This window comes from Streptomyces sp. A012304 (assembly GCF_026008495.1).
Classification (GTDB): domain Bacteria; phylum Actinomycetota; class Actinomycetes; order Streptomycetales; family Streptomycetaceae; genus Streptomyces.
Window position 1 is genome coordinate 170,804 of the sequence record NZ_BQUN01000096.1, and the last position, 23,485, is coordinate 194,288.

Here is a 23,485-nt window from a genome sequence, read left to right on the forward strand (position 1 = left end):
CGCAGCCCCTCCAGGACCCGGTTCTCACCCACCCTGGACCACCACCCGCCGGGTCGCCGCCGCCTGCACCAGCCGCCCCGCCGTCAACAACACCACCGCCCACCCCGCCTGAAAGGCGTACGTGCCCAGCGCCGACGTCTCCCCCATCAGGACGTCCGCCGGCATCTGGAGCTGCGCCGCCCATGGCAGGGCGCGCAGGACCTCGCCGAACGCCCCCGGGAAGACGTTCAGCGGCAGCACCATGCCCGAGCAGAACATGCCCGTCACCATCAGCATCTGGAGCGCGCCCGTGCCGTCCATCAGCCAGAACCCGCTCAGCGCCACCAGATAGCGGATCGCGAAACTGACCACCATCGCGAGCGCCACCGCGACCACGAACGCGCCCCACACCAGCGGATCGTCCGGCACCGCCGTAGGGAACACCAGCATCCCGAAGACGAACGGGAGCACCCCCCGCCCGAGCAGCTGGAACAGCGACCGCCCCAGGTCGGCGGCGAGCCACCACAGCTGGAGGTCCACCGGCCGGTACAGGTCGATGGCCACCTCACCGGTGCGGACGCGCTCCATCAGCTCCGTCTCGAAACCGCCGCCCTGCAACGCCAGCGTCGCGAAGAGCGCCTGACCGAGCCACACGTACGTGACGGCCTGCGCCTGGTCGTACCCCCCGAGGTGCGGCCGCTCGTCCCACAACGCCAGGTATGTGTAGACCAGGATCAGGCCGAAAACGGTGTTGGTGAACACCCCCGCGGCCGTGGCCGCACGGTACGTCGCGTACCTTCTGAAACCTCCCACGGCCACGGCCGCGTACAACCGCACCGAACCCACGGCACCCGTCCTCCCCGGCCGCCCGACACCAAAGCGCAGGAGCGTACTGCGCGGGCACCGGCGCGTGCCACGCGTTTTCCGCCGATCACGCGGCACCCCGCAGAGCCCGGCGGACGACACGAGCACCGTCACCCCCTGTCACGACCCGTGACGCAACACGCGCCGATTGCCGGGAACGGAACGCCAGGTGCGAGAGTCTTCAACAGGGGGCGCAGAAGGCGTACGAGACGTACGGGAACGTACGACGCGAAACAGGAGTCCGAGCAGCACATGAGCGACCAGCCGCAGCCGCAACAGCCGTCCGAGGGGGCGTCCACGGAGCCCGGGCCGGCCGAGCCTGCCGAGGGCAAGAAGCCCAAGCGGCCCAAGCGCACGGGATGGCGCCGACTGCTGCCCACCTGGCGGATGGTGCTCGGCGCGTTCGTCCTCGGCACGCTGATCGTCGTCGGGCTGTTCTTCCTCGGCTACTCCATGGTGAAGATCCCGCCCGCCAACGCCCTCGCCACCAAGCAGAGCAACGTCTACCTGTACGCGGACGGCACCGAGATCGCCCGCGACGGCCAGGTCAACCGGGAGAACGTCACCCTCGCGCAGATCTCCAAGGCCGCCCAGCACGCCGTACTGGCCGCCGAGGACCGCGACTTCTACAGCGAGTCCGCCGTCGACCCCAAGGCGATGGTCCGCGCCGGCTGGAACACCGCCATGGGCAAGGGCAAGCAGTCCGGCTCCACGATCACCCAGCAGTACGTGAAGAACTACTACCTGGCGCAGGAGCAGACCGTCACCCGCAAGGTGAAGGAGTTCTTCATCGCGATCAAGCTGGACCGCGAGCAGTCCAAGGAACGGATCCTGGAGGGCTACCTCAACACCAGCTACTTCGGCCGCAACGCCTACGGCATCCAGGCCGCCGCCCAGGCCTACTACGGCGTCGACGCCGCCGAGCTGACCGCCCCGCAGGGCGCCTACCTGGCCGCGCTGCTGAACGCCCCCAGCGAGTACGACGTCATCGCCCACCCGGAGAACCAGAAGGCCGCCGAGGCCCGCTGGAACTACGTCCTGGACGGCATGGTCACCAAGGGCTGGCTGGAGAAGTCCGAGCGCGAGGGCATGAAGTTCCCCACCCCGCGCGAGACCAGCGGCACCGACACCGGCATGTCCGGGCAGCGCGGCTACATCGTGCGGGCGATCAAGGACTACCTGATCAAGAACAAGGTGGTCGACGAGGACCAGCTCGACGCCGGCGGCTACCGCATCACCACCACCCTGCAGAAGAAGAAGCAGGACGCCTTCGTCGACGCCGTCAACGACCAGCTGATGGCCAAGCTCGACAAGAAGAACCGCAAGGTCGACACCTACGTCCGCGCGGGCGGCGCCGCCGTCGACCCCAAGACCGGCAAGGTCCTCGCGATGTACGGCGGCATCGACTACGTCAAGCAGTACACGAACAACGCCACCCGCCGGGACTTCCAGGTCGGCTCCACCTTCAAGCCGTTCGTGTTCACCTCGGCCGTCGAGAACGACTCCGAGACCCAGGACGGCCGCCGGATCACCCCGAACACCATCTACGACGGCACCAACAAGCGCCCCGTGCAGGGCTGGAGCAGCGGCTACGACCCGGCCAACGAGGACGACGTCTCCTACGGCGACATCACCGTGCGCGAGGCCACCGACAAGTCGGTGAACTCGGTGTACGCGCAGATGGCCGTCGACGTCGGCCCCGAGAAGGTCAGGCAGACCGCGGTCGAGCTGGGCCTGCCCACCGACACGCCCGAGCTCCAGCCGTACCCGTCGATCGCGCTGGGCGTGGCCACCGCGAGCGTCCTCGACATGGCGGAGGCGTACGCCACGCTCGCCAACCACGGCAAGCACGGCACGTACACCATGATCGAGAAGATCACCAAGGACGGCTCGGACGTCATCGAGCTGCCCGCGCAGAAGTCCTCGCAGGTCATCAGCCGCGAAGCCGCCGACACCACCACGAAGGTCCTGCAGAGCGTCGTCCAGAACGGCACCGCGACCGAGGCGCTGGCCGCGGGCCGCCCCGCCGCCGGCAAGACCGGCACCGCCGAGGAGGACACCGCCGCCTGGTTCGCCGGCTACACCCCGGACCTCGCCACGGTCGTCGCCGTGATGGGCCAGGACCCGGTCACCGCCGCCCACAAGTCGCTGTACGGCGCGCTGGGCCTGCCCCGTATGAACGGCGGCGGCGCGCCCACGCAGATCTGGGCGCAGTTCACCAAGGAGGCCCTGGAGGGCACCCCGGTCAAGGACTTCGACCTCCAGCTCCAGGAGGGCGCCGACCAGATCGAGTACCCGCCGTCGGCCGAGCCGGAGGAGGAGCCCACCGAGGGCCAGGACGAGGACCCGACGAGCACGCCGGACGCCCCGTCCCCGGGCCAGAACCAGGGCCGCACCGACGGCGGCACCACCACCGGCGGCGGGACCACGGGCTCCACGACGACCGGCGGCACCACCGGCACGGGCGGCACGACCGACGGCGGCACCACCGGCGGCACCTCCGACGGCGGCGGCACCGGCGACACCACCACCAGTGGCGGCACGACCGGCGAGACGACCGACGGCGGCACCACGGGCGACACCTCGAACGGCGGGACCACGGGCCTGCCGGGCGGCGGCACGAGCCCACAGCTCACCACCCGCAGGCCCGTCGGTCAGTGACCCGAGGTCGCCTTGAGCCCCACCACGGCGACCAGCAGCAGAACCACGAAGAAGATCCGCGCGGCGGTGGCCGGCTCCCTCAGCCACACCATCCCGACCACCGCCGCCCCGGCCGCCCCGATCCCGGTACGGCGCGTCTCGTCGGGTGCCTTCAAGCTAGCAAAGAAAGACGAAAAGGGCTGGTGACCACCGTCACCAGCCCCTTTTTCGCCTTCGATTCAGAGGTACAGTCCCGTCGAGTCCTCGGACCCCTCGAAGCGGTCCGCGGCCACCGCGTGCAGATCGCGTTCGCGCATCAGCACGTACGCGACGCCCCGCACCTCCACCTCGGCCCGGTCCTCCGGGTCGAACAGGACCCGGTCGCCCGGCTCCACGGTCCGTACGTTCTGCCCCACCGCGACGACCTCCGCCCACGCCAGCCGACGGCCCACGGCCGCCGTCGCGGGGATCAGGATGCCGCCGCCGGACCGCCGCTCGCCCTCGCTGGTGTCCTGCCGCACGAGGACACGGTCGTGCAGCATCCGAATGGGAAGCTTGTCGTGGTGCTCGTTTCTGTTACCGCTCACGCCATCGAACCTACCTGCCTCAGCCGGACGGGCACCCCGCCGGGTCAGTCCTTACGACGCCGGGTACCCAGGGCCAGCAGCCCCACGAGCCCGACCACGACCAGGGCGACCGGCACGACCCGCTCCAGCCGGGGCGCGCCCTCCTCGTCCACGAACTGCGCCTTCACATCGCTCACGACCCGGTTGACCTGGACGTAGGTCTTACCGAGGGTGTGGTCGACGTTGGCGACGACCTTGGCCTTGGCATCCCCGACGATCGTCCTGGGGTGCACGCGCACCCCGATCTCGTCGAGCGTCTCGGCCAGCTTTTCACGGCGGCGCCTGATGTCCGCCTCGATCTGCGCCGGGGTTCTGGTGTCCGACGTGTCCGCCACGGTGGGGCCTCCGGTGAGCCGATACCTGCTGCTTGTTCTGGACAGTCTGTCAGCTCGGCCCGGGCCCGCACCGTCAGGACCCCCGGTTACGCTGGACCGATGAGCGAGCGACTCCAGCCCGGGGACGTGGCCCCCGCCTTCACCCTCCCCGACGCCGACGGCAACGAGGTGTCCCTGTCGGACCGCAAGGGCCGCAAGGTCATCGTCTACTTCTACCCGGCGGCCCTCACCCCCGGGTGCACCAAGCAGGCCTGCGACTTCACCGACAACCTCGACGTCCTGGCCGGCGCCGGGTACGACGTCATCGGCATCTCCCCGGACAGCCCCGAGAAGCTGGCCAAGTTCCGCGACAAGGAGTCCCTGCGGGTCACCCTGCTGGCCGACCCCGACAAGAAGGTCCTCGACGCGTACGGCGCCTTCGGCGAGAAGAAGAACTACGGCAAGACGTACCTGGGCGTCATCCGCTCCACGATCGTCGTCGACGAACAGGGCAAGGTCGAACGCGCCCTGTACAACGTCCGCGCGACGGGCCACGTAGCCAAGATCATCAAGGACCTGGGCATCTGAGCCCTCCCCCCTCCAGGCGGCCCGCCCCGGCACCCCCCGGCGCGGGCCGCTCCCCGTCCCCCACGTGACCACCCACCGCCCGCTTCGTTACTCCGTACGGATCACGAACGAGTGGACGAACAAGGGAGGGGACGATGGGGACCGGTGTCTACACCAAGGAGCGGCTTCATGAGGCGGCCCGGAGTGCTCGGACGCTGTCGGAGGCGTGCGAAAGTCTGGGCGTGGAGCCGAAGAGCTGGAAGCGGCGGTACGTCTACGAGCGGATGAAGAAGCTCGGGGTCGATGTGTCGCACTTCGAGCGGGAGGGCGCCAAGTGGACCAGGGAGATTCTTGAGCCCGTGGTCGCGGCTTCGACGAGCGTCAACGAAGTCCTGCGGCGGCTCGGGCTCGATGTGGTCGGCGGCCATCACACGAACATCTCCCGACGCATCAAGGCCTACGGGCTCGACACTTCGCATTTCTCGCCCGTGGCCCGCACGGAGCGGCAGCGGTACGGCCAGCGGCGCCGGACGGCCGAGGAGATTCTCGTCGAGAACACGTCGGCTCATGCCCGGCGCGTGCCGGGCAGCCGTCTGAAGCGCGCGCTGCGCGAGTCGGGCGTCGACGAACGCTGTGCCCTGTGCGGGATCGACGGGGTCTGGCTCGGGGAGCCGCTGCCCTTGGAGGTCGATCACATCGACGGCGACTGGCGGAACAACCGGATCGAGAACCTGCGGCTGCTCTGCCCCAACTGCCACTCCACGACGGACAGCTATCGGGGGCGCGCCAAGGCCCGTGCGCGGGAGCGCGCCTCATGAGCGGCGGTAAGCGATCCCGCCGCGCCTGGTGCAGGGTGCCCCGCCCCACCCCCGGGGAGTTGCGTACGGCGGTCGCCGGATCGACCTCGCTCGCGGAGGTGCTGCGCCGTCTGGGCCGCCCCGACAGCGGTGCACAACGTGCGCTGCTCCGCGGGTGGATCGCCGAGGAACGGATCATGACCTCGCACTTTCTCGGCCAGGCGAACAGGCGAGGCAAGCCGAGCGCGAACGCCAAGCACCCCGATGAGGTGCTGGTGCGGCACGACGGCACCCGCCGGACGGCGACCAAGCGCCTCTATCGAGCGCTTGTCGAGGTGGGCGTGGCAGAGCAGTGTGCTCGGTGCGGCATCGGCCCCGAGTGGCTCGGCAAGCCACTGACCCTGGAGGTCGATCACATCAACGGCGACTGGAGTGACGACCGGCGGGAGAACCTGCGGTTGCTGTGCCCCAACTGCCATGCCGTGACCACCACCTGGTGCCGAGGCGGCCGGCGACCACGAGTGCCCCGCGGCGCCCAGTAGAGTAGGCAGCGCTGCGGGCCCGTACCCCAGCTGGCAAGAGGGCGCCGGTTTAGGTCCGGTGTGTCGTGGGTTCGAGTCCCACCGGGCCCACAGCGAAGGGACCGTCCGCCAGGGCGGTCCCTTCGCTTGTTCAGCCCAGCAGGTCCCGTACCACCGGTACCAGGGACCGGAACGCCTTGCCGCGGTGGCTGATGGCGTTTTTTTCTTCGGGGGTCAGTTCGGCGCAGGTGCGGGTTTCGTGTTCGGGCTGGAGGATCGGGTCGTAGCCGAAGCCGTTGACGCCGACGGGGGCGTGGCGCAGGACGCCGCGCAGGCGGCCCTCGACGACGCGTTCCGTGCCGTCGGGCAGGGCGAGGGCGGCGGCGCAGGCGAAGTGGGCGCCCCGGTGTTCGTCGGCGATGTCCGACAGCTGGGCGAGGAGGAGTTCCAGGTTCGCCTTGTCGTCGCCGTGGCGGCCGGACCAGCGGGCCGAGAAGATTCCGGGGGCGCCGCCCAGTACGTCGACGCAGAGGCCGGAGTCGTCGGCGACGGCGGGCAGGCCCGTCGCCCGCGCGAGGGCGTGGGCCTTGAGCAGGGCGTTCTCGGCGAAGGTGACGCCGGTCTCCTTGACGTCGGGGACGTCGGGGTAGGCGTCCGCGCCGACGAGGTCGTGGGGCAGGCCCGCGTCGGCGAGGATCGACCTGAGTTCGGTGATCTTTCCGGTGTTGCGGGTGGCGAGGATCAGGCGGGTCATGGCCCCCAGTATCGCGGGGGCCGGTGCCGGCCGCTTACGGGGTGCAGACCTTCGTCAGTTCGCCGGCCGCGTCGGTGACCGGGCTGAGGTCGGGCGTGGTGTCGCCGCCGTCGACGGCCGTGCGGACGTTGGTGACGGCCTCGCGCAGGTCGTCCACCGCCTTGTTGACGTCGGTGTCGTCCGTCCTGTCGCCGATCTTGTCGAGGTTCTTCTCGATGGAGGTGAGGGACTCGTCGAGCTGCGTGGGGTCGTTCGCGGCGTTCTCCACGGCCTGCTGGAGGTCGGTGACGCTGTCGGCGATGGCGTCGGCGGTGGCGACGCAGTCGAGCGCCTTGTTGACGGCGTCGCAGCCGGTGGTCGTCAGGCCGACGGTGAGGGCCACGGCGGCCGTGGCGGCGGCGATGGCGGTGCGGCGGCCCCGGTGGCGTACTCGGCTCGCGGACATGGCTGTGTTCCTCCCCTAGTGCAGGCCCCGGGGGCCCCCGTGTGTGCGGCCGTGGTGCCGCCGTCGTGTACTGCCCAAGACGCCGTCGCGGGCGGCGGGGTTGCCGCGCGCGGCGGCCGTCTTTGGGACGCTCTTTACTTTTCCAGGACCGTATCAAGAGCCGCGCGCTGGAGGGCGGCCAATTGTGTGCAGCCCGAAACGGCCAGGTCGAGCAGGGAGTTGAGTTCCTCGCGGGCGAACGGCTCGGCCTCGGCGGTGCCCTGGACCTCGACGAAACGGCCGTCGCCGGTGCAGACGACGTTCATGTCGGTGTCGGCGCGGACGTCCTCCTCGTAGCAGAGGTCGAGGAGCGGGACGCCGCGGACGATGCCGACGGAGACGGCGCTCACCGTGCCGGTCAGCGGCTGGCGGCCGGCCTTGATGAGCTTCTTGCCCTGGGCCCAGGTGATCGCGTCGGCGAGGGCGACGTACGCGCCGGTGATGGCGGCGGTGCGGGTGCCGCCGTCGGCCTGGAGGACGTCGCAGTCCAGGACGACGGTGTTCTCGCCGAGGGCCTTGTAGTCGATCACGGCGCGCAGGGAGCGGCCGATGAGGCGGCTGATCTCGTGGGTGCGGCCGCCGATCTTGCCGCGGACGGACTCGCGGTCGCCGCGGGTGTTGGTGGCGCGGGGCAGCATGGAGTACTCGGCGGTGACCCAGCCCTCGCCGCTGCCTTTGCGCCAGCGGGGGACGCCTTCGGTGACGGAGGCCGTGCAGAAGACCTTGGTGTCGCCGAAGGAGACGAGGACGGAGCCCTCGGCGTGCTTGCTCCAGCCGCGTTCCAGGGTGACGGGGCGGAGTTGTTCGGGGGTACGGCCGTCGATGCGAGACATGGCGCCGAGCCTAGCCGGAGATGCGGAAGGGGCTCCTCCCCCGGTGGGGAGGGGCCCCTCGCGTGCGGTGAGCGTGGGCTCACATCATGTCTTCGATCTCCGCGGCGATCGGGTCGGCGTCGGTGCCGATGACGACCTGGACGGCGGTGCCCATCTTGACGACGCCGTGGGCGCCGGCGGCCTTGAGCGCGGTCTCGTCGACCAGCGAGGGGTCGGAGACCTCGGTGCGCAGTCGCGTGATGCAGCCCTCGATCTCCTCGATGTTGTCGATGCCACCGAGTCCGGCGACGATCTTCTCAGCCTTGCTGGCCATGGCCTTCTCCCTGAATTCCCTTACCGCTTTGTCGCAGTAACCCACAGTTGGCTCAACTTTGCGAGCGATCGCGCTGGATGTACCGAAAGATGACGTCACAGCAACGAAATCGTCCGTAGCTGGTCTACACCACCTGACAGGCGGTCGCCAAACCATGAGTTCCGAGAGGGCCCGGAACGCCGACGCCGCGGTCGGTCCGGCGCGCGCCCGCTGGAACAGGCTGTTCCAGGCGTTGCAGAAGATGGGCCGCAGTCTGCAACTGCCGATCGCGGTGCTGCCGGCCGCCGGCATCCTCAACCGGCTCGGCCAGCCGGACGTGTTCGGGGACGACGGGCTGGGCTGGACGAACGTCTCCAAGGTGATGACGGGCGCGGGCGGCGCCCTGCTCGACGGGCAGTTGGGGCTGCCGCTGCTGTTCTGTGTGGGTGTGGCCATCGGCATGGCGAAGAAGGCGGACGGCTCGACGGCGCTCGCGGCGGTGACGGGTTTCCTCGTCTACTACACCGTGTTGCGCCAGTTCCCGGAGGACTGTCCCGGGGGGTCACGGGCCGTTCCCACCATCGGCTGCCAGGCCGCGGCCGACGGCACGGTGACGGTGTTCACCTATCAGAACCCGGGGGTCTTCGGCGGGATCGTGATGGGGCTGCTGGCGGCCTGGTTCTGGCAGCGTTTCCACCGCACCCGGCTGGTCGACTGGCTGGGGTTCTTCAACGGGCGGCGGCTGGTGCCGATCATCATGGCCTTCGTGGCCATCGCGTTCGCGGCGCTGTGTCTGTGGGTCTGGCCGCCGATCGGTGACGGGCTGGAGAACTTCAGTGACTGGCTGAGCGACGCGGGCGCCTGGGGCGCGGGTGTCTTCGGGGTCGCCAACCGGGCGTTGCTGGTGGTGGGGCTGCACCAGTTCCTGAACGTGCCCATCTGGTTCCAGTTCGGCAGCTACACCAAGCCGGACGGGACGGTGGTGCACGGCGATATCAACATGTTCCTGGCGGGCGACCCGGACGCGGGGCAGTTCACCTCGGGCTTCTTCCCGATCATGATGTTCGCGCTGCCGGCGGCGGCGCTGGCCATCACGCACTGCGCGCGGCCGGACCGTCGCAAGGAGGTCGGCGGTCTGATGCTGTCGGTGGCGCTGACGTCGTTCGTCACCGGGATCACCGAGCCGATCGAGTACTCGTTCCTGTTCGTGGCGCCGCTGCTGTACGTGGCGCACGCGCTGCTGACCGGGGTGTCGATGGCGGTGACCTGGGCGCTCGGGGTGCACGACGGGTTCAGCTTCTCGGCGGGGCTGATCGACTACGTCATCAACTGGAACCTGGCGACCAGGCCGTGGGGGATCATCCCGATCGGCCTGTGCTTCGCCCTCCTCTATTACGTGATCTTCCGCTTCGCGATCACCAGGTTCGATCTGAAGACGCCGGGGCGGGAGCCCGAGGAGGAGCGGGAGGACGTCACCAAGGCCTGAGGGGTCACGAGGGCCCGAGGGTATGAGACCCCGAGGGGCCGGGGAGGCCGCTGAGCGTAGCGTTCCGGTCGCAGTTCTGACGGGTTACTTATATCGCCTTCATCGTGCTACAACATGGTCTACACCACTGAGTGGTGTAGACCACCACCCGATGGAGGAAGTCTATGAGCACCGCCACCTCGCCAACGGCGGCCCCCACGAAGAAGTGGGGATCCGGCCTGTTCCAGGGCCTGCAGAAGGTCGGCCGCAGTCTCCAGCTGCCCATCGCCGTACTCCCGGCGGCGGGCATCCTGCTCCGGCTCGGCCAGGACGACGTCTTCGGCAAGGACGGCCTCGGCTGGAACAAGGTCGCGGCCGTGTTCATGACCGCGGGCGACGCCGTCTTCGCCAACCTGCCCCTGCTGTTCTGCGTCGGCATCGCCATCGGCTTCGCCAAGAAGGCCGACGGCTCGACCGCGCTCGCCGCGCTGGTGGGCTTCCTCGTCTACAAGAACGTGCTGACCGCGTTCCCGATCTCCGAGGAGAAGATCCAGAAGGGCAAGGACGTCGCCGCGACCTACAACGACCCCAAGGTGCTCGGCGGCATCATCATGGGTCTGATAGCCGCGGTGACCTGGCAGCGCTTCCACCGCACCAAGCTCCCCGACTGGCTGGGCTTCTTCAACGGCCGCCGCCTGGTGCCGATCCTGATGGCCTTCATCGGCACCGCCGTCGGTGTCTTCTTCGGCCTGGTGTGGGAGCCCATCGGTGAGGTGATCACCAGCTTCGGCGAGTGGATGACCGGCCTCGGCGCGGCCGGCGCGGGCGTCTTCGGCGCGATCAACCGGGCGCTGCTGCCGGTCGGCATGCACCAGTTCGTCAACACGGTGGCCTGGCAGGAGATCGGCTCCTTCAAGGACGCCTCGGGTGCCGTCTGGCACGGTGACCTGCCGCGCTTCTTCCACGGCGACCCGACCGCCGGTCAGTTCATGACGGGCTTCTTCCCCATCATGATGTTCGCGCTCCCGGCCGCCGCCCTCGCCATCACGCACACCGCCCGCCCCGAGCGCCGCAAGGCCGTCGGCGGCATGATGGTCTCCCTCGCGCTGACCTCGTTCGTCACCGGGATCACCGAGCCGATCGAGTTCGCGTTCATGTTCATCGCGCCGCTGCTCTACGTCATCCACGCCGTGCTAACAGCCGTCTCCATGGCCGTCACCTGGGCCCTGGGCGTGCACCACGGCTTCAGCTTCTCGGCCGGCGCGATCGACTACTTCCTCAACTGGAACCTCGCCACCAAGCCCTGGCTCATCATCCCCGTCGGCCTGGTCTTCGCCGCGATCTACTACGTGGTCTTCCGCTTCGCCATCACCAGGTTCGATCTGGCCACCCCGGGCCGCGAGCCCGAGGAAGAGGTCGAGGACCTCACCAAGGCGTGAGCCTCTCGCGAGGCACGCGAAAGGCCCCCGGAGCCCTGAACCGCTCCGGGGGCCTTCGTCATGAGGATCAGATCTCGTACGTCTTCCGCGGCGCGGCCAGCTCCACCGGCCCGTCGTACACCGCGCGCGCGTCCGCGAGGTTGACCTGCGGGTCGGTCCACGGGGGGATGTGGGTGAGGACCAGGCGGCGGGCGTTCGCCCGGGCCGCCGTCTCCCCCGCCTCGCGGCCGTTGAGGTGCAGGTCGGGGATGTTCTCCTTGCCGTGCGTGAAGGCGGCCTCGCACAGGAACAGGTCGGCGTCGCGGGCGAGTTCGTCGAGGGCCGGGCTGACGCCGGTGTCGCCGGAGTACGTCAGGGTCCTGCCGCCGTGCTCGACGCGGATGCCGTACGCCTCCACCGGATGGGCCACGCGTTCCGTGTGCACCGTGAACGGGCCGATGTCGAAGGTGGAGGGCTTGACCGTGTGGAAGTCGAAGACCTCGCTCATGGAGGAGGCCGAAGGGGTGTCGGCGTAGGCCGTGGTGAGGCGGTGCTCGGTGCCCTCCGGCCCGTAGACCGGGAGGGGGGCGCAGCGTCCGCCGTCGTGCCGGTAGTAGCGCGCCACGAAGTACGCGCACATGTCGATGCAGTGGTCGGCGTGCAGATGGCTCAGGAAGATCGCGTCGAGGTCGTAGAGACCGCAGTGGCGCTGCAGCTCGCCCAGGGCGCCGTTGCCCATGTCGAGGAGCAGCCGGAAGCCGTCGGCCTCGACGAGGTAGCTCGAGCAGGCCGATTCCGCGGACGGGAACGACCCCGAGCAGCCGACGACGGTGAGCTTCATGAAGAGAAACCTCCGCTGGCGGGAACCGAGGAATGAGGAATACGGAACACCGGGAAAGATCCTGGAACGAACGGTCGGTCTAGGGGCGACGGGGGTCGTGCGGTCCGTCGAGCGTAAGGCGCAAAACCTTCGGTCGCTCCTCCGCCAAGGGCTGTTGTGGGCGAACTCACCTGTGGTGTCACCGGTTCGGCTGGACGCGGGGCGCGTGTAGCGCGCGCAAGGGCGCGCATGGTCGGACGCGCGCCGGTAACGTCGTCAGCATGGACACGTCCTGGTGGCCGGCGCTCGCGGCGGTGGTACTGCTCGCGCTCGTCGCGACGCTCGTCGACGGCTGGGGACGGGGCCGGCGTCCGCGGGGGCGCAGGATGCGGCCGCCCGGGCGGCCGACGCGCGGTCGCGGGGCGGCGGGGCGGCCGCGGCCGGCGGAGATCTGGTGGGCGAACGTGCCGTTCGAGGACGGTCCGGGCGCGAAGGACCGGCCGTGTCTGGTGCTGATGGTGCGCGGGGACCGGGTGACCGTCGCGAAGATCACCAGCAGGTACCGCGACGAGCGGCCCGGGGTGATCGCGCTGCCGCCGGGCGCCGTCGGGGACGCGCGGGGGCGGCCGAGCTTCCTGGAGACGGACGAGGTGCGGCAGGTCCGGGTGGGTGACTTCCGGCGCCGGGTGGGAGTGGTGGACCCGGTCCTGTGGGACCAGGTCCGTCACCTGACCGCCTGACGGCCCGAGGCCCGGGGCCCGGAAGGCCCGAGGCCTCGTCGAGGGGGCCTACGCCCAGAGCTGGCCCTGGAGCGTCTCGATGGCCTCTTCCGTCGTCGCGGCGGTGTAGACGCCCGTCGAGAGGTATTTCCAGCCACCGTCGGCCACGACGAAGACGATGTCGGCGCTCTCGCCCGCCTTGAGCGCCTTCTTGCCGACGCCGATCGCGGCGTGCAGCGCGGCGCCGGTGGAGACGCCCGCGAAGATGCCCTCCTGCTGGAGCAGCTCGCGGGTGCGGGTCACGGCGTCCGCCGAGCCGACGGAGAAGCGGGTGGTGAGGACGGAGGCGTCGTACAGCTCGGGGACGAAGCCCTCGTCGAGGTTGCGCAGGCCGTACACCAGGTCGTCGTAGCGCGGTTCGGCGGCGACGATCTTGACGTCCGGCTTGTGCTCGCGCAGGTAGCGGCCGACGCCCATCAGGGTGCCGGTGGTGCCCAGGCCGGCGACGAAGTGGGTGACGGAGGGGAGGTCGGCGAGGATCTCCGGGCCGGTCGTGGCGTAGTGGGCGCCCGCGTTGTCGGGGTTGCCGTACTGGTAGAGCATCACCCAGTCGGGGTGCTCGGCGGCGAGTTCCTTGGCGACGCGCACGGCGGTGTTGGAGCCGCCCGCGGCCGGGGAGGAGATGATCTGCGCGCCCCACATGCCGAGCAGGTCCCGGCGTTCCTGCGAGGTGTTCTCGGGCATGACGCACACCATGCGGTAGCCCTTGAGCTTGGCGGCCATGGCGAGGGAGATGCCGGTGTTGCCACTGGTCGGCTCGAGGATGGTGCAGCCGGGGGTGAGGCGGCCGTCCTTCTCCGCCTGCTCGATCATGTGCAGGGCGGGGCGGTCCTTGACCGAGCCGGTGGGGTTGCGGTCCTCCAGCTTCGCCCAGATGCGGACGTCGGTGGACGGCGACAGCCGCGGCAGGCGCACCAGAGGGGTGTTGCCCACCGCGGCCAGCGGGGAGTCGTAACGCATGGGGATCGGTGGCCGATCAGGCCATGCCGCCGGCCACGGCCGGCAGGATGGTCACGGTGTCGCCGTCGGTCAGCTTGCTGTTGATGCCGTCGACGAAACGGACGTCCTCGTCGTTCAGGTACACGTTGACGAAGCGGCGCAGCTGGCCCTCGTCCACGATGCGGGCCTGGATGCCCGCATGCCGGGTCTCGAGGTCGGCGAACAGCTCGGCGAGGGTCTCACCACTGCCCTCCACCGCCTTCTGGCCGTCGGTGTACTGGCGGAGGATGGTGGGGATGCGGACCTCGATGGCCATGGCTCAGGGCTCCTGTCGGAAGGTGTGGGCAGCGCGGGATACGTGCGTGTGAGATCGCCGCGGCTCACGGCCGGGCGGCAGGGCCGGGCGTCAACAGATGGCGCTGGCGAGCCTGCACAGGTCGACGTGCAGCCGCGCCACGAGCAGGGTGCCCGGCGTCTTGTCGCTCACGTCGTAGAAAACCATGGGCTCATCGTATCGATTCCCGGTCCGGGTCCCGGAATGTGATCTCACATGACGGACCTTTTCCGGCCGGGTAGTGAGACGCCGCGGTCAGGCCGAGCGTCGTCGCGCCAGCCGGGTCGGGACCACCACGGAGGGGGTCCGGGACATGGGCTCGAACAGCAGCCGGGCCATCGGCCGGCCCGTCTCCTCCGCGTCCTGGTCGACAACCGCGGGGGAGCCCGCCGGGCCGTCCGGCACGCGAAGAACGGGTCGAGGAAGAGACGGCCCCGCGGCGGACCCGCCACCACGGCGACGGTGTCGGCGCGCTGGGTCAACACCTGCTCCGTCGGGGCGAGTTGTCGTCCGAGCTTCAGTACGCCTGGACGATCTCGACCTCCTCCTCCGTGACCTCGCCCTCGACGATGCGGAAGGAGCGGAACTGGAACTCGCCGGCGCCGTCGGTGTCGGCGGTGGAGACCAGGACGTAGTGGGCGCCGGGCTCATTGGCGTAGGAGATGTCGGTGCGCGAGGGGTAGGCCTCGGTGGCGGTGTGGGAGTGGTAGATGACCACCGGCTCCTCGTCGCGGTCGTCCATCTCGCGGTAGAGCTTGAGCAGGTCGCCGGAGTCGAATTCGTAGAACGTGGGCGACATGGCCGCGTTCAGCATCGGGATGAAGCGCTCGGGGCGGTCGGAGCCCGCCGGGCCCGCGACGACGCCGCACGCCTCGTCGGGGTGGTCCCTGCGCGCGTGGGCGACGATCTTGTCGACGAGGTCCTGGGTGATGGTCAGCATGCCGGCCAGGATAAGCAGAGGGGCCCCTCCGTACCGATGGGTGGTACGGAAGGGCCCACATGCCGGACGTCCTGAGCGGCAGCCGGAGGGGGCGCCACGAGAGCTCCCTACGGCTGGACGTCCTGGGGGGTCAGCCCACCTTCTCCAGCTCCGACTGACGGCGCTGGGTGACCTCGGGGTGGCGGGACTTCAGCACGGCCCAGCCGATGCCGAGGGCGGCGGCCCAGCCGGCCATCACGTACAGGCAGACGCGGGAGTCGGCGTCGTAGGCGATGAGGCCCGTGACGAAAAGCAGGAACGCGATGGCGATGTAGGAGCACACCGCGCCGCCGGGCGCCGGGAAGGAGGAGGCGGGCAGGCGGCCCGCGTCGACCGCGCGGCGGTAGAGGACGTGGCTGATCAGGATCATCAGCCAGGTCCAGATGCCGGCGGCGGTGGCGACGGAGGTGACGTAGCCGAAGGCCTTCTCCGGAACGACGTAGTTCAGGACCACGCCGATGCCCATGAAGCAGACGGAGACGAGGATGCCGAAGGCGGGCGTCTTGGTCGACGACAGCTTCTTGAAGGCCGCCGGGGCCTCACCGCTGTCGGCCAGGTTCCGCAGCATGCGGCCGGTGGAGTACATGCCGGAGTTGCAGGAGGACAGGGCCGCGGTGAGCACGACGAAGTTGACGATGCCGGCGCCCGCCGGGATGCCGATCTTGGCGAAGGCGGCGACGAAGGGGCTCACGCCCGACGCGAACTCGGTCCACTTCACCACGCAGAGGATGACGGTGAGCGCGCCGACGTAGAAGAGCGCGATCCGCCACGGGAGGGTGTTGATGGCCTTGGGGAGGGTCTTCTCCGGGTCCTCGGACTCGCCGGCCGTGACACCGACCAGCTCGACGGCGAGGTAGGCGAACATGACGCCCTGGAGGGTCATCAGGGAGGAGCCGATGCCCTTGGGGAAGAAGCCGTCGAAGGCCCACAGGTTGGAGACGGCGGCGGTGTCACCGGCGGAGCTGAAGCCGAAGGTGAGGACACCGAGACCGATGACGATCATGCCGATCAGGGCGGTGACCTTGACCATGGAGAACCAGAACTCCAGCTCGCCGAAGAGCTTCACGGAGATCAGGTTGACCCCGAACAGGATCACCAGGAAGACGAGTGCCGTCACCCACTGGGGAATGGCCGGGAACCAGTAGTTGACGTAGATCGCGGCGGCGGTCAGTTCGGCCATGCCGGTGACCACCCACATCAGCCAGTACGTCCAGCCGGTGAAATAGCCGAAGAACGGGCCGAGGAACTCGCGGGAGTACTCCGCGAAGGAACCCGAGACCGGCCGGTAGAGCAGGAGCTCGCCGAGCGCCCGCATGATGAAGAAGATGATCACGCCCGCGAGGGCGTACATGAAGATGAGACTGGGTCCGGCCTTGGCGATGTTCGCCCCGGCACCCAGGAACAGGCCGACGCCGATGGCGCCGCCGATGGCGATCATCTGGACCTGGCGGCTGCCGAGGCCGCGCTCGTATCCCTCTTCGGAGGTCTTCTCCGTGTCGACCTGAGCGGAGGTCATATGTGTGGTGCGCCTTTCTCCATGCCGACCCGGGCCTCTTGTCGGCCTCGGATCGGGTCTCGATCCCCCCGGACTGCTGGAGCTGGGCGGACTGCGCGAGTCCACCCGTGCCTGGCCGGCGATCAACCGGCTCGGTGGCGCACCCGGCCGAACATACGGGTGGTGTTCGCCGGGCGGTCGTGAAGATTTATCACGCCCGCAATCTTGATCGCCCGGCGGCGCTGTGGCGCATCACACAAGAAGAAGCGGCCAAACTGGACACAAAAGGGACACAGTCGGCCGCACCGGTGACGCGATCGTTATCCGGATTTGAGCGTCCGCTGAGCGAACACGAAACCTTCACACGTCGGGCGGGAAAGCCCCTCACGCCTCGGAGCGGAAGGGCCCTTCACACCTCGGAGCGCAAAGGGCCCTCTCGCGCCTCAGGGCATAAGAGTGGTGACGAGGGTCTCCTGGAGTCCGCCCAGCCACAGGTAGGCCATCACCATCGGCTTGCGCGGGTCCTCGTCGGGCAGCCGGTAGAGGAGGTCGGTGTCCTCCTCCTCGGTGATCTCCAGCCGGGAGCCGATCGCCAGGCGCAGGTCGTTGAGCGCGCCGAGCCACTGACGGGACTGCTCGGGCGACAGCTCCAGCAGGACCGTCTCCTCGCCCGCCGGGGTCAGCGCGTCCAGCGAGCGCACCACCGCGAGGGCGTTGTCGCGCTTGCCGGCCCGCAGGTCGTTCTCCGTGTAGCGGCGGAACTCGGCGGAGTGCGCCCGCCGCTGCTCGGCCTCCCGGGGCCCGGGGGTGGCCTCCGGGTCGGTGTAGGCGTCGGGGAAGAGCCGCTTGAGGACCGGGTCGGCGGGCGGTTCGCTCGGCCCCTCGGCGAACAGCTCGGCGAGCGGGTCGTCGGGCGCCTCCTCGGCGGGGCCCGGGCCGATCAGCTCCAGGAGCTGGACGGCCAGCGACCGGATGATGGAGATCTCGACGGTGTCGAGCGCGACGGCCGCGCCGCCGCCGGGGAGCGGTTCGAAGTGTCCGGGCATCAGTGGGGTGACTACTTCCGATCCTGCTGGAGGGTGGCCCACAGGCCGTAGCCGTGCATCGCCTGCACGTCGCGTTCCATCTCCTCGCGGGTACCGCTGGAGACGACCGCGCGACCCTTGTGGTGGACGTCGAGCATGAGCTTGGTGGCCTTGTCCTTGGAGTAGCCGAAGTACGTCTGGAAGACGTACGTCACGTAGCTCATCAGGTTGACCGGGTCGTTGTGGACGATCGTGACCCAGGGGACGTCCGGCTCGGGTACGGCGAAGACCTCCTCCGCCGACTCGGTGCGTTCGATCTCAAGGGGAGCGGGTGACGTCACATGGCCATGCTGCCACGCGTCACGGAAATCGTCACACTGACGAAATGGGGGTACCATGCTTGCCATGAACACAGCGGACCTTGGGCTGCCGGTGGATGTTCCCTCGACGGCACTCTTCACGGACCAGTACGAGTTGACGATGCTGCAGGCCGCGTTGAAGGCGGGCACCGCCGGGCGGCGCAGCGTGTTCGAGGTCTTCACCCGGCGGCTGCCGGAGGGGCGGCGCTACGGAGTGGTGGCGGGCACCGGGCGAGTCCTGGACGCCGTGGAGAACTTCCGTTTCGACGCGGGTGTGCTGGGCTTCCTGCGCGAGCGGAAGATCGTCGACGAGCAGACTCTGGATTGGCTGGCCGCGTACCGCTTCTCGGGTGACATCTGGGGCTACCCGGAGGGCGAGGTGTACTTCCCGGGCTCGCCGATCATGCGGGTCGAGGGCACCTTCGCCGAGTGCGTGCTGCTGGAGACCGTGATCCTGTCCATCCTCAACCACGACTCGGCGATCGCGGCCGCCGCCTCCCGGATGGCCTCCGCCGCCGGGACGCGCCCGCTGATCGAGATGGGCGCCCGCCGCACCCACGAGCTGGCCGCCGTCGCCGCCTCCCGCGCCGCGTACGTCGGCGGCTTCACCACCACCTCCGACCTCGCGGCCGGCTTCCGCTACGGCATCCCCACCGTGGGCACGAGCGCCCACGCCTTCACCCTGCTGCACGACACCGAGCGCGATGCCTTCCAGGCGCAGGTGAACTCGCTGGGCGGCGGCACCACGCTGCTGGTGGACACCTACGACGTCGCCGAGGCCGTCCGTACGGCCGTGGAGGTGGCCGGGACCGAGCTGGGCGCGGTTCGCATCGACTCCGGCGACCTGCTGCTGGTCGCGCACCGGGTGCGCCAGCAGCTCGACGAGCTGGGCGCGACCGCCACCAGGATCATCGTGACCTCCGACCTCGACGAGTACGCCATCGCCTCGCTGGCCGCCGCGCCGGTGGACGCGTACGGCGTCGGCACCCAGCTGGTGACCGGCTCGGGGCATCCGACGGCCGCCATGGTCTACAAGCTGGTCGCCCGCGCCGAGTCCGACGACCCCAAGGCGCCGCTCACGCCGGTGGCGAAGAAGTCCTCCGGCGGCAAGACCTCGATCGGCGGCCGCAAGTGGGCCGCGCGACGCCTGGACGCCGACGGTGCGGCGGAGGCGGAGGTCGTCGGCACGGGCGCGGTCCCGGCCGAGCTGGCCGACCGGCAGCTGCTCGTCCAGCTGGTCGAAGGCGGTGAGATAGTCGCCCGCGAGCCGCTGGACGTCGTACGCGAGCGGCACATCGCCGCCCGAGCGAATCTCCCACTGTCCGCGACACAGCTCTCCCGCGGGGAACCCGTCATCCCGACGGAGTACCTCCAGGGACGGTCGGGCAGCTAGGCCCGGCGCCGGCGAGAAACCCGGTGTCGGCAAGAAGCCTGGCGCCGCCCCCTCCCGCCCCGCCGTCGAAGTCTCTAGGCTCGATTACTTAACTCATAGTCGAAGGACACCCACCATGCGCCGCGCCTTGATCGTCGTAGACGTGCAGAACGACTTCTGCGAGGGGGGCAGCCTCGCGGTGGCCGGGGGTGCCGACGTGGCCGCCGCGATCACCGAGCTGATCGCGCAGGCCCCCGCCGGGTACCGGCACGTCGTGGCCACCCGGGACCACCACATCGCGCCCGGCGGCCACTTCGCCGACAACCCCGACTTCGTCCACTCCTGGCCCGCGCACTGCGTCGCGGGCACCGAGGGCGTGGGCTTCCACCCGAACTTCGCGCCGGCGGTCGCCTCCGGCGCCATCGACGCCGTGTTCGACAAGGGCGCCTACGCGGCCGCGTACAGCGGCTTCGAGGGCGCCGACGAGAACGGCGTGCAGCTCGGCGACTGGCTGCGCGCCCGGGAGATCACCGAGGTGGACGTGGTCGGTATCGCCACCGACCACTGCGTCCGCGCCACCGCCCTGGACGCGGCCCGTGAGGGCTTCCGCACCCAGGTCCTGCTCGACCTGACTGCCGGGGTCTCCCGCGACACCACCGAGCGCGCCCTGGAGGAGCTGCGGGAGGCGGGCGTGGAACTGACCGGCAAGCCGGTCGTCAACCGCTGACGGTCCCGGCGGAGGGCTGGGGCCGGGGCGGGGCCGGCGGGCGGCGCAGGAGGGCCCGGATCGGGCGCCACAGCTCCGGGGCCGTGCTGACAGCGTTGTCCGGGGCGGTGCGCCATATCAGTCCGTCCGGGTGGTGCAGGACCGCCGTGATCTCGTCCGGGGTCGGTGGCGCCGCGTTGCCCCGCAGGTAGACGGCGCGCAGGCCCAGGTTGCGCAGCCTGGTCAGGGCGCGGGCGCGGTTCTGGGCGAGGACGAGGAAACGCAGTCCCGCCGCGCCGTCGGCGGCCGGGCTGGGCAGGTTCAACGCCACCACCACCGTGCCGTTGGGCAACTTGCAGAAACCTCCTGCGGCCATGCGGTCACACCCCCGTGTGTATCGGTGTCGGCGCAGCCGTCCATGCGGCTGTCAATAAGGAAAGCACAGGAGGCACCTAAACACGATCGACGGCAACCCGCCAGGGGGTTGCCGTCGATGCGCGTCTGACCTGGGAAAACGTCGACTACTTCAGCGACGGCCCGACCTTCACCGTGATCGTGGAGCCGCTCAGGGGCTCGTGGACGATCTTGATCGAGGTGTTGGTGTCAGTGATGCGGACACCCGCCAGCGGGGTCGACTCGTCGTAGTAGCTGGACAGGCTGTCGTCGAAGAACGGAACGCCCGGACGCGCCTTGATCTTGGTGGCGACGTCGTCCTTGTGCAGCGTGATCGCGTCCGTCGGGTACCAGCTGAAGGTCGAGTCGAAGGACTGGATGCGGTTGCGCATCAGCGTGCCGTCGGACCACTTCAGCGGGGTCGGGTGGGAGTCGATCGGCAGGATCAGACCCTCACCGGGGTGCTGGCTGGTGTTGTCGTCCGCCTGGGAGGTGTCCCACTTCCAGATCAGCAGACCGTTCTGGTACGGGTAGTGCTCCACCCACTCCGGACGGGTCGTGGAGAAGCCGTAGTTGTACGGGCCGACCTTGAGGGTCTTGTCGTACGACACGTACTGGCGGTTCTCGGCGATGTAGTACTGGGCGTACTCGTCCGTGATGGACGCGCCGATGCGGGAGAAGCCGTTCGCGGTCCAGGCCGCGTCGGCGGACTCGGCGTCGTCGGCGAACAGGGTCGCGCCGTCGGCCGTCACCGTGATCCGGTCGGCCGCGAAGCCCATCTGGGCCACGCCGCCGTCGGTGGCGTAGCGGAAACGCACGCTGATCTTCTGGCCCGCGTAGGCGTCCAGCGGGAACGTCAGCTGCTTGTAGGCGTCGACCGTGCCGGTGAGCGCGGGCTTGCCGCTGCCGTCGCGCGGGATGGCGCTGCCGTCGGCGAGCTTGCCGTCGATCGGCGTGTAGCTGGCGCCGCCGTCGGTGGAGACCTCGGTGTAGAGGTAGTCATAGTCGGTCTCGATGTCCCACCAGCCGTCGAGGGACAGCGACGCCGACGACTTGCCGGTCAGGTCGACCGTGCGGGTCAGGGTGTTGCGCAGGTCGTCACCGCTGCCGCTCCACCACTGCGTGGCGCCCTGGGCCGGGGCGACCACGTCGGTCGTCTTCCGCTTCTTGGGCAGTTCGACGACGAGGGCCTGCGGGTTCTTGGTGTTGTACGACGCCACGCCCAGGGTGTGGGTGGACTTCACGCCCGCCTTGGCGACGTCGTAGTCGAGCCAGCCGAGCTGGAGCTTGTCCCAGGCGTTCATGTCGCCGGGCAGGTCGCCGATGGACTCCTTGCCGGTGCCCAGCCAGGAGCCGGAGGACATCAGCGTCCAGAAGCCGGTGGAGTTCTCGCCGCCGCCGGAGGTGTCGTACTCGTCCGGCAGACCGAGGTCGTGGCCGTACTCGTGGGCGAAGACACCGAGGCCGCCGTTCTCCGGCTGGATGGTGTAGTCGCCGACCCAGATGCCGGAGTCGCCGATCTGCGCGCCGCCGAGCTTGTTGCCGTCGGGGCCGGTGGAGCCGGAGTCGGTACCGAAGGCGTACCAGCGGTGGGCCCAGATCGCGTCCGCGCCCTGGGCGCCGCCGCCGGCGGACTCGTCCTCACCGGCGTGCACGATCTGGAAGTGGTCGATGTAGCCGTCGGACTCGTTGAAGTCGCCGTCGCCGTCGAAGTCGTAGCGGTCCCACTGGTCGAACTCGGCGAGCTCCGCCTTGATCTCGGCGGCGGTCGCGCCGGCGGCCTCGCGCTCGGCGACCCAGGCGTTGACGCCGTCCTGCACCGCGTACCAGGCGCCGGTGGCGGCGTCGTTGGATCCGTAACGGGCCTCGTTGTAGGGGACCTTGACCCAGTCGGTCACCTTGCCCTCGACCGAGTAGCGGCCCGAGGACTGCTTCTCGTAGTACTTCTTCAGCGACTCGACGCCCGGACCGGTGCCGAAGTAGAGGTCCTCGAAGTGCTTCTGGTCGTAGTCCGCCTGCCAGGCCGTGCTGTTGTTCCGGGTGCGGTCCGGCTGGGCTATCTGGTTGTGCAGCGGGCCGGGGGTGCCGCCGTAGCGGGGATCGATCTGGTCGCCGAACTCGACGAGGATCGTGAAGATCTTGTCGGTCTTCTCACGGCCGAGCTCGACGTACTTGCTGTCGCCCTTGCGGCTGTCCAGCTCGACGACCTTCGAACCCTCACGGTTCGTCACCTTCGCCTCGCCGGATATGACCTGCTTGAGGGCCTCCTCGCGCTGGGCCTCCTGCCTCTTGCTGAGCGGCCCGTCGAAGTCGTGCTCGTGGTGGACCTCGGCCGGCTGCGGGTCGTGCCGGTCCACCGCCGGGGCCTTCACCGACGGGTCGTCAGCGGCCTGGGCCACGGCGAACGTCGAGAACGTCGCCGAGACCGCCGCGAGGGCGACGACGGTGGCGGCCGTCCTGAACGTCCAGGATCTACTGGTCACTTGATGCCTCCCACTCACGCGCCCGGCAACGCGGAAGGGGATCCATGTCAAGGGAAGTCCGCGAGCGGTTATACGCGTGTAGTCAAGTGACGTCATTTGACTACTGGTTAGTCAGAAAAGACAGATCTTGACTTGAGCAGGACAACTGCATTATTGGGACCTGGCGTTCGCATTGCGGACACGTGACCGTAACGAGACGGGCGCGTGGACCCGTCCACGGAGTGGACCGCATGACTCCGTGCGCCCC

The 23,485-nt window shown here is 69.5% G+C and carries 28 protein-coding genes and 1 tRNA gene; 10 read left to right on the plus strand and 19 right to left on the minus strand.

Going from position 1 to position 23,485, the window contains the following annotated elements:
- Nucleotides 1-24 precede the first annotated feature (24 nt).
- Nucleotides 25-825, minus strand: a complete 801-nt coding sequence (locus tag ALMP_RS21750; RefSeq protein ID WP_264930802.1) for an ABC-2 family transporter protein — start codon at nt 823-825, stop codon at nt 25-27.
- A 270-nt stretch (nt 826-1,095) separates the two neighbouring features.
- Between ALMP_RS21750 and ALMP_RS21755 the strand changes: the two genes are divergently transcribed.
- Nucleotides 1,096-3,504: a transglycosylase domain-containing protein gene (locus tag ALMP_RS21755; protein WP_264930804.1), complete on the plus strand. Its 2,409-nt coding sequence runs from the start codon at nt 1,096-1,098 to the stop codon at nt 3,502-3,504.
- On the opposite strand, the gene ALMP_RS21760 is transcribed toward ALMP_RS21755, so the two are convergent.
- The 3 genes from ALMP_RS21760 to ALMP_RS21770 all read right to left on the minus strand — a co-directional run bounded on the left by ALMP_RS21760 (nt 3,498) and on the right by ALMP_RS21770 (nt 4,444).
- A complete protein-coding gene (locus ALMP_RS21760) occupies nt 3,498-3,659 on the minus strand; it encodes a hypothetical protein (protein WP_264931002.1) in 162 nt (53 codons plus the stop codon). The two genes, ALMP_RS21755 and ALMP_RS21760, sit on opposite strands and share 7 nt — an antisense overlap.
- Nucleotides 3,660-3,722: 63 nt before the next feature.
- Nucleotides 3,723-4,025 (minus strand): co-chaperone GroES, encoded by a 303-nt coding sequence (locus ALMP_RS21765; RefSeq protein WP_205615585.1) that lies wholly within the window; start codon nt 4,023-4,025, stop codon nt 3,723-3,725.
- Nucleotides 4,026-4,114: 89 nt separating this feature from the next.
- Nucleotides 4,115-4,444, minus strand: a complete 330-nt coding sequence (locus tag ALMP_RS21770; RefSeq protein ID WP_264930805.1) for a DUF3618 domain-containing protein — start codon at nt 4,442-4,444, stop codon at nt 4,115-4,117.
- A gap of 99 nt (nt 4,445-4,543) precedes the next feature.
- On the opposite strand from ALMP_RS21770, the gene bcp reads away from it, so the two are divergent.
- From bcp to ALMP_RS21790, 4 genes are all read left to right on the plus strand, one after another.
- On the plus strand, nt 4,544-5,011 hold the full coding sequence (gene bcp, locus ALMP_RS21775; protein ID WP_264930806.1) for a thioredoxin-dependent thiol peroxidase: 468 nt from the start codon (nt 4,544-4,546) through the stop codon (nt 5,009-5,011).
- 134 nt (nt 5,012-5,145) lie between these two features.
- Entirely contained in the window at nt 5,146-5,808 is a 663-nt protein-coding gene (locus tag ALMP_RS21780) for an HNH endonuclease signature motif containing protein (RefSeq protein WP_264930807.1), read from the plus strand.
- On the plus strand, nt 5,805-6,329 hold the full coding sequence (locus ALMP_RS21785; protein WP_264930809.1) for an HNH endonuclease signature motif containing protein: 525 nt from the start codon (nt 5,805-5,807) through the stop codon (nt 6,327-6,329). Before ALMP_RS21780 ends, ALMP_RS21785 begins: the two co-directional genes overlap by 4 nt.
- Before the next feature lie 15 nt (nt 6,330-6,344).
- Nucleotides 6,345-6,419 (plus strand) — tRNA-Leu (locus ALMP_RS21790).
- 40 nt (nt 6,420-6,459) lie between these two features.
- On the opposite strand, the gene rdgB is transcribed toward ALMP_RS21790, so the two are convergent.
- The 4 genes from rdgB to ALMP_RS21810 all read right to left on the minus strand — a co-directional run bounded on the left by rdgB (nt 6,460) and on the right by ALMP_RS21810 (nt 8,848).
- Nucleotides 6,460-7,062 (minus strand): RdgB/HAM1 family non-canonical purine NTP pyrophosphatase, encoded by a 603-nt coding sequence (gene rdgB, locus ALMP_RS21795; protein WP_264930810.1) that lies wholly within the window; start codon nt 7,060-7,062, stop codon nt 6,460-6,462.
- A gap of 34 nt (nt 7,063-7,096) precedes the next feature.
- Nucleotides 7,097-7,507: a hypothetical protein gene (locus ALMP_RS21800; protein ID WP_264930811.1), complete on the minus strand. Its 411-nt coding sequence runs from the start codon at nt 7,505-7,507 to the stop codon at nt 7,097-7,099.
- Between the two features lie 134 nt (nt 7,508-7,641).
- On the minus strand, nt 7,642-8,379 hold the full coding sequence (gene rph, locus ALMP_RS21805; RefSeq protein ID WP_264930812.1) for a ribonuclease PH: 738 nt from the start codon (nt 8,377-8,379) through the stop codon (nt 7,642-7,644).
- A gap of 79 nt (nt 8,380-8,458) precedes the next feature.
- On the minus strand, nt 8,459-8,848 hold the full coding sequence (locus ALMP_RS21810) for a PTS glucose/sucrose transporter subunit IIB (RefSeq protein ID WP_309299516.1): 390 nt from the start codon (nt 8,846-8,848) through the stop codon (nt 8,459-8,461).
- Here ALMP_RS21810 and ALMP_RS21815 point away from each other — a divergent pair.
- Nucleotides 8,847-10,157, plus strand: coding sequence for a PTS transporter subunit EIIC (locus ALMP_RS21815; RefSeq protein WP_264930814.1), 1,311 nt, complete (start codon nt 8,847-8,849; stop codon nt 10,155-10,157). The two genes, ALMP_RS21810 and ALMP_RS21815, sit on opposite strands and share 2 nt — an antisense overlap.
- Nucleotides 10,158-10,321: 164 nt before the next feature.
- Complete coding sequence (locus ALMP_RS21820) at nt 10,322-11,575, plus strand: PTS transporter subunit EIIC (protein ID WP_264930815.1); 1,254 nt, start codon at nt 10,322-10,324, stop codon at nt 11,573-11,575.
- 67 nt (nt 11,576-11,642) lie between these two features.
- Here the strand turns inward: ALMP_RS21820 and ALMP_RS21825 are convergent, their stop codons facing one another.
- A complete protein-coding gene (locus tag ALMP_RS21825; protein WP_264930816.1) occupies nt 11,643-12,395 on the minus strand; it encodes an MBL fold metallo-hydrolase in 753 nt (250 codons plus the stop codon).
- 260 nt (nt 12,396-12,655) lie between these two features.
- Here ALMP_RS21825 and ALMP_RS21830 point away from each other — a divergent pair, with 260 nt between their 5' ends.
- Nucleotides 12,656-13,114 carry a type II toxin-antitoxin system PemK/MazF family toxin gene (locus ALMP_RS21830; RefSeq protein ID WP_264930817.1) on the plus strand — a complete coding sequence of 153 codons (459 nt, stop codon included), beginning with the start codon at nt 12,656-12,658 and terminating at the stop codon, nt 13,112-13,114.
- Between the two features lie 48 nt (nt 13,115-13,162).
- Here the strand turns inward: ALMP_RS21830 and ALMP_RS21835 are convergent, their stop codons facing one another.
- From ALMP_RS21835 to clpS, 8 genes are all read right to left on the minus strand, one after another.
- The gene (locus tag ALMP_RS21835; protein ID WP_264930819.1) at nt 13,163-14,113 is read right to left on the minus strand and encodes a PLP-dependent cysteine synthase family protein; all 951 of its coding nucleotides are present in this window, start codon (nt 14,111-14,113) and stop codon (nt 13,163-13,165) included.
- Nucleotides 14,114-14,129: 16 nt separating this feature from the next.
- Nucleotides 14,130-14,408 (minus strand): MoaD/ThiS family protein, encoded by a 279-nt coding sequence (locus tag ALMP_RS21840; protein WP_264930822.1) that lies wholly within the window; start codon nt 14,406-14,408, stop codon nt 14,130-14,132.
- Nucleotides 14,409-14,498: 90 nt separating this feature from the next.
- Nucleotides 14,499-14,594: a putative leader peptide gene (locus ALMP_RS44420; RefSeq protein WP_375803514.1), complete on the minus strand. Its 96-nt coding sequence runs from the start codon at nt 14,592-14,594 to the stop codon at nt 14,499-14,501.
- 87 nt (nt 14,595-14,681) lie between these two features.
- Nucleotides 14,682-14,831 carry a hypothetical protein gene (locus ALMP_RS21845; RefSeq protein ID WP_264930824.1) on the minus strand — a complete coding sequence of 50 codons (150 nt, stop codon included), beginning with the start codon at nt 14,829-14,831 and terminating at the stop codon, nt 14,682-14,684.
- Nucleotides 14,832-14,943: 112 nt separating this feature from the next.
- Nucleotides 14,944-15,366 (minus strand): M67 family metallopeptidase, encoded by a 423-nt coding sequence (locus ALMP_RS21850; protein ID WP_264930826.1) that lies wholly within the window; start codon nt 15,364-15,366, stop codon nt 14,944-14,946.
- A 130-nt stretch (nt 15,367-15,496) separates the two neighbouring features.
- The gene (locus ALMP_RS21855) at nt 15,497-16,921 is read right to left on the minus strand and encodes an amino acid permease (RefSeq protein WP_264930827.1); all 1,425 of its coding nucleotides are present in this window, start codon (nt 16,919-16,921) and stop codon (nt 15,497-15,499) included.
- Between the two features lie 422 nt (nt 16,922-17,343).
- Nucleotides 17,344-17,946, minus strand: a complete 603-nt coding sequence (locus ALMP_RS21860) for a DUF2017 domain-containing protein (RefSeq protein ID WP_264930828.1) — start codon at nt 17,944-17,946, stop codon at nt 17,344-17,346.
- An 11-nt stretch (nt 17,947-17,957) separates the two neighbouring features.
- On the minus strand, nt 17,958-18,323 hold the full coding sequence (gene clpS / locus ALMP_RS21865) for an ATP-dependent Clp protease adapter ClpS (protein WP_264930976.1): 366 nt from the start codon (nt 18,321-18,323) through the stop codon (nt 17,958-17,960).
- 7 nt (nt 18,324-18,330) lie between these two features.
- Between clpS and ALMP_RS21870 the strand changes: the two genes are divergently transcribed.
- Complete coding sequence (locus tag ALMP_RS21870) at nt 18,331-19,677, plus strand: nicotinate phosphoribosyltransferase (protein ID WP_264930829.1); 1,347 nt, start codon at nt 18,331-18,333, stop codon at nt 19,675-19,677.
- A 115-nt stretch (nt 19,678-19,792) separates the two neighbouring features.
- A complete protein-coding gene (locus tag ALMP_RS21875; RefSeq protein WP_264930832.1) occupies nt 19,793-20,383 on the plus strand; it encodes an isochorismatase family protein in 591 nt (196 codons plus the stop codon).
- Here the strand turns inward: ALMP_RS21875 and ALMP_RS21880 are convergent.
- Together ALMP_RS21880 and ALMP_RS21885 are read right to left on the minus strand one after the other, a co-directional pair.
- Entirely contained in the window at nt 20,373-20,738 is a 366-nt protein-coding gene (locus ALMP_RS21880; RefSeq protein WP_264930834.1) for a hypothetical protein, read from the minus strand. The two genes, ALMP_RS21875 and ALMP_RS21880, sit on opposite strands and share 11 nt — an antisense overlap.
- A gap of 145 nt (nt 20,739-20,883) precedes the next feature.
- Nucleotides 20,884-23,238, minus strand: a complete 2,355-nt coding sequence (locus tag ALMP_RS21885) for an immune inhibitor A (protein WP_264930836.1) — start codon at nt 23,236-23,238, stop codon at nt 20,884-20,886.
- Nucleotides 23,239-23,485 lie beyond the last annotated feature (247 nt).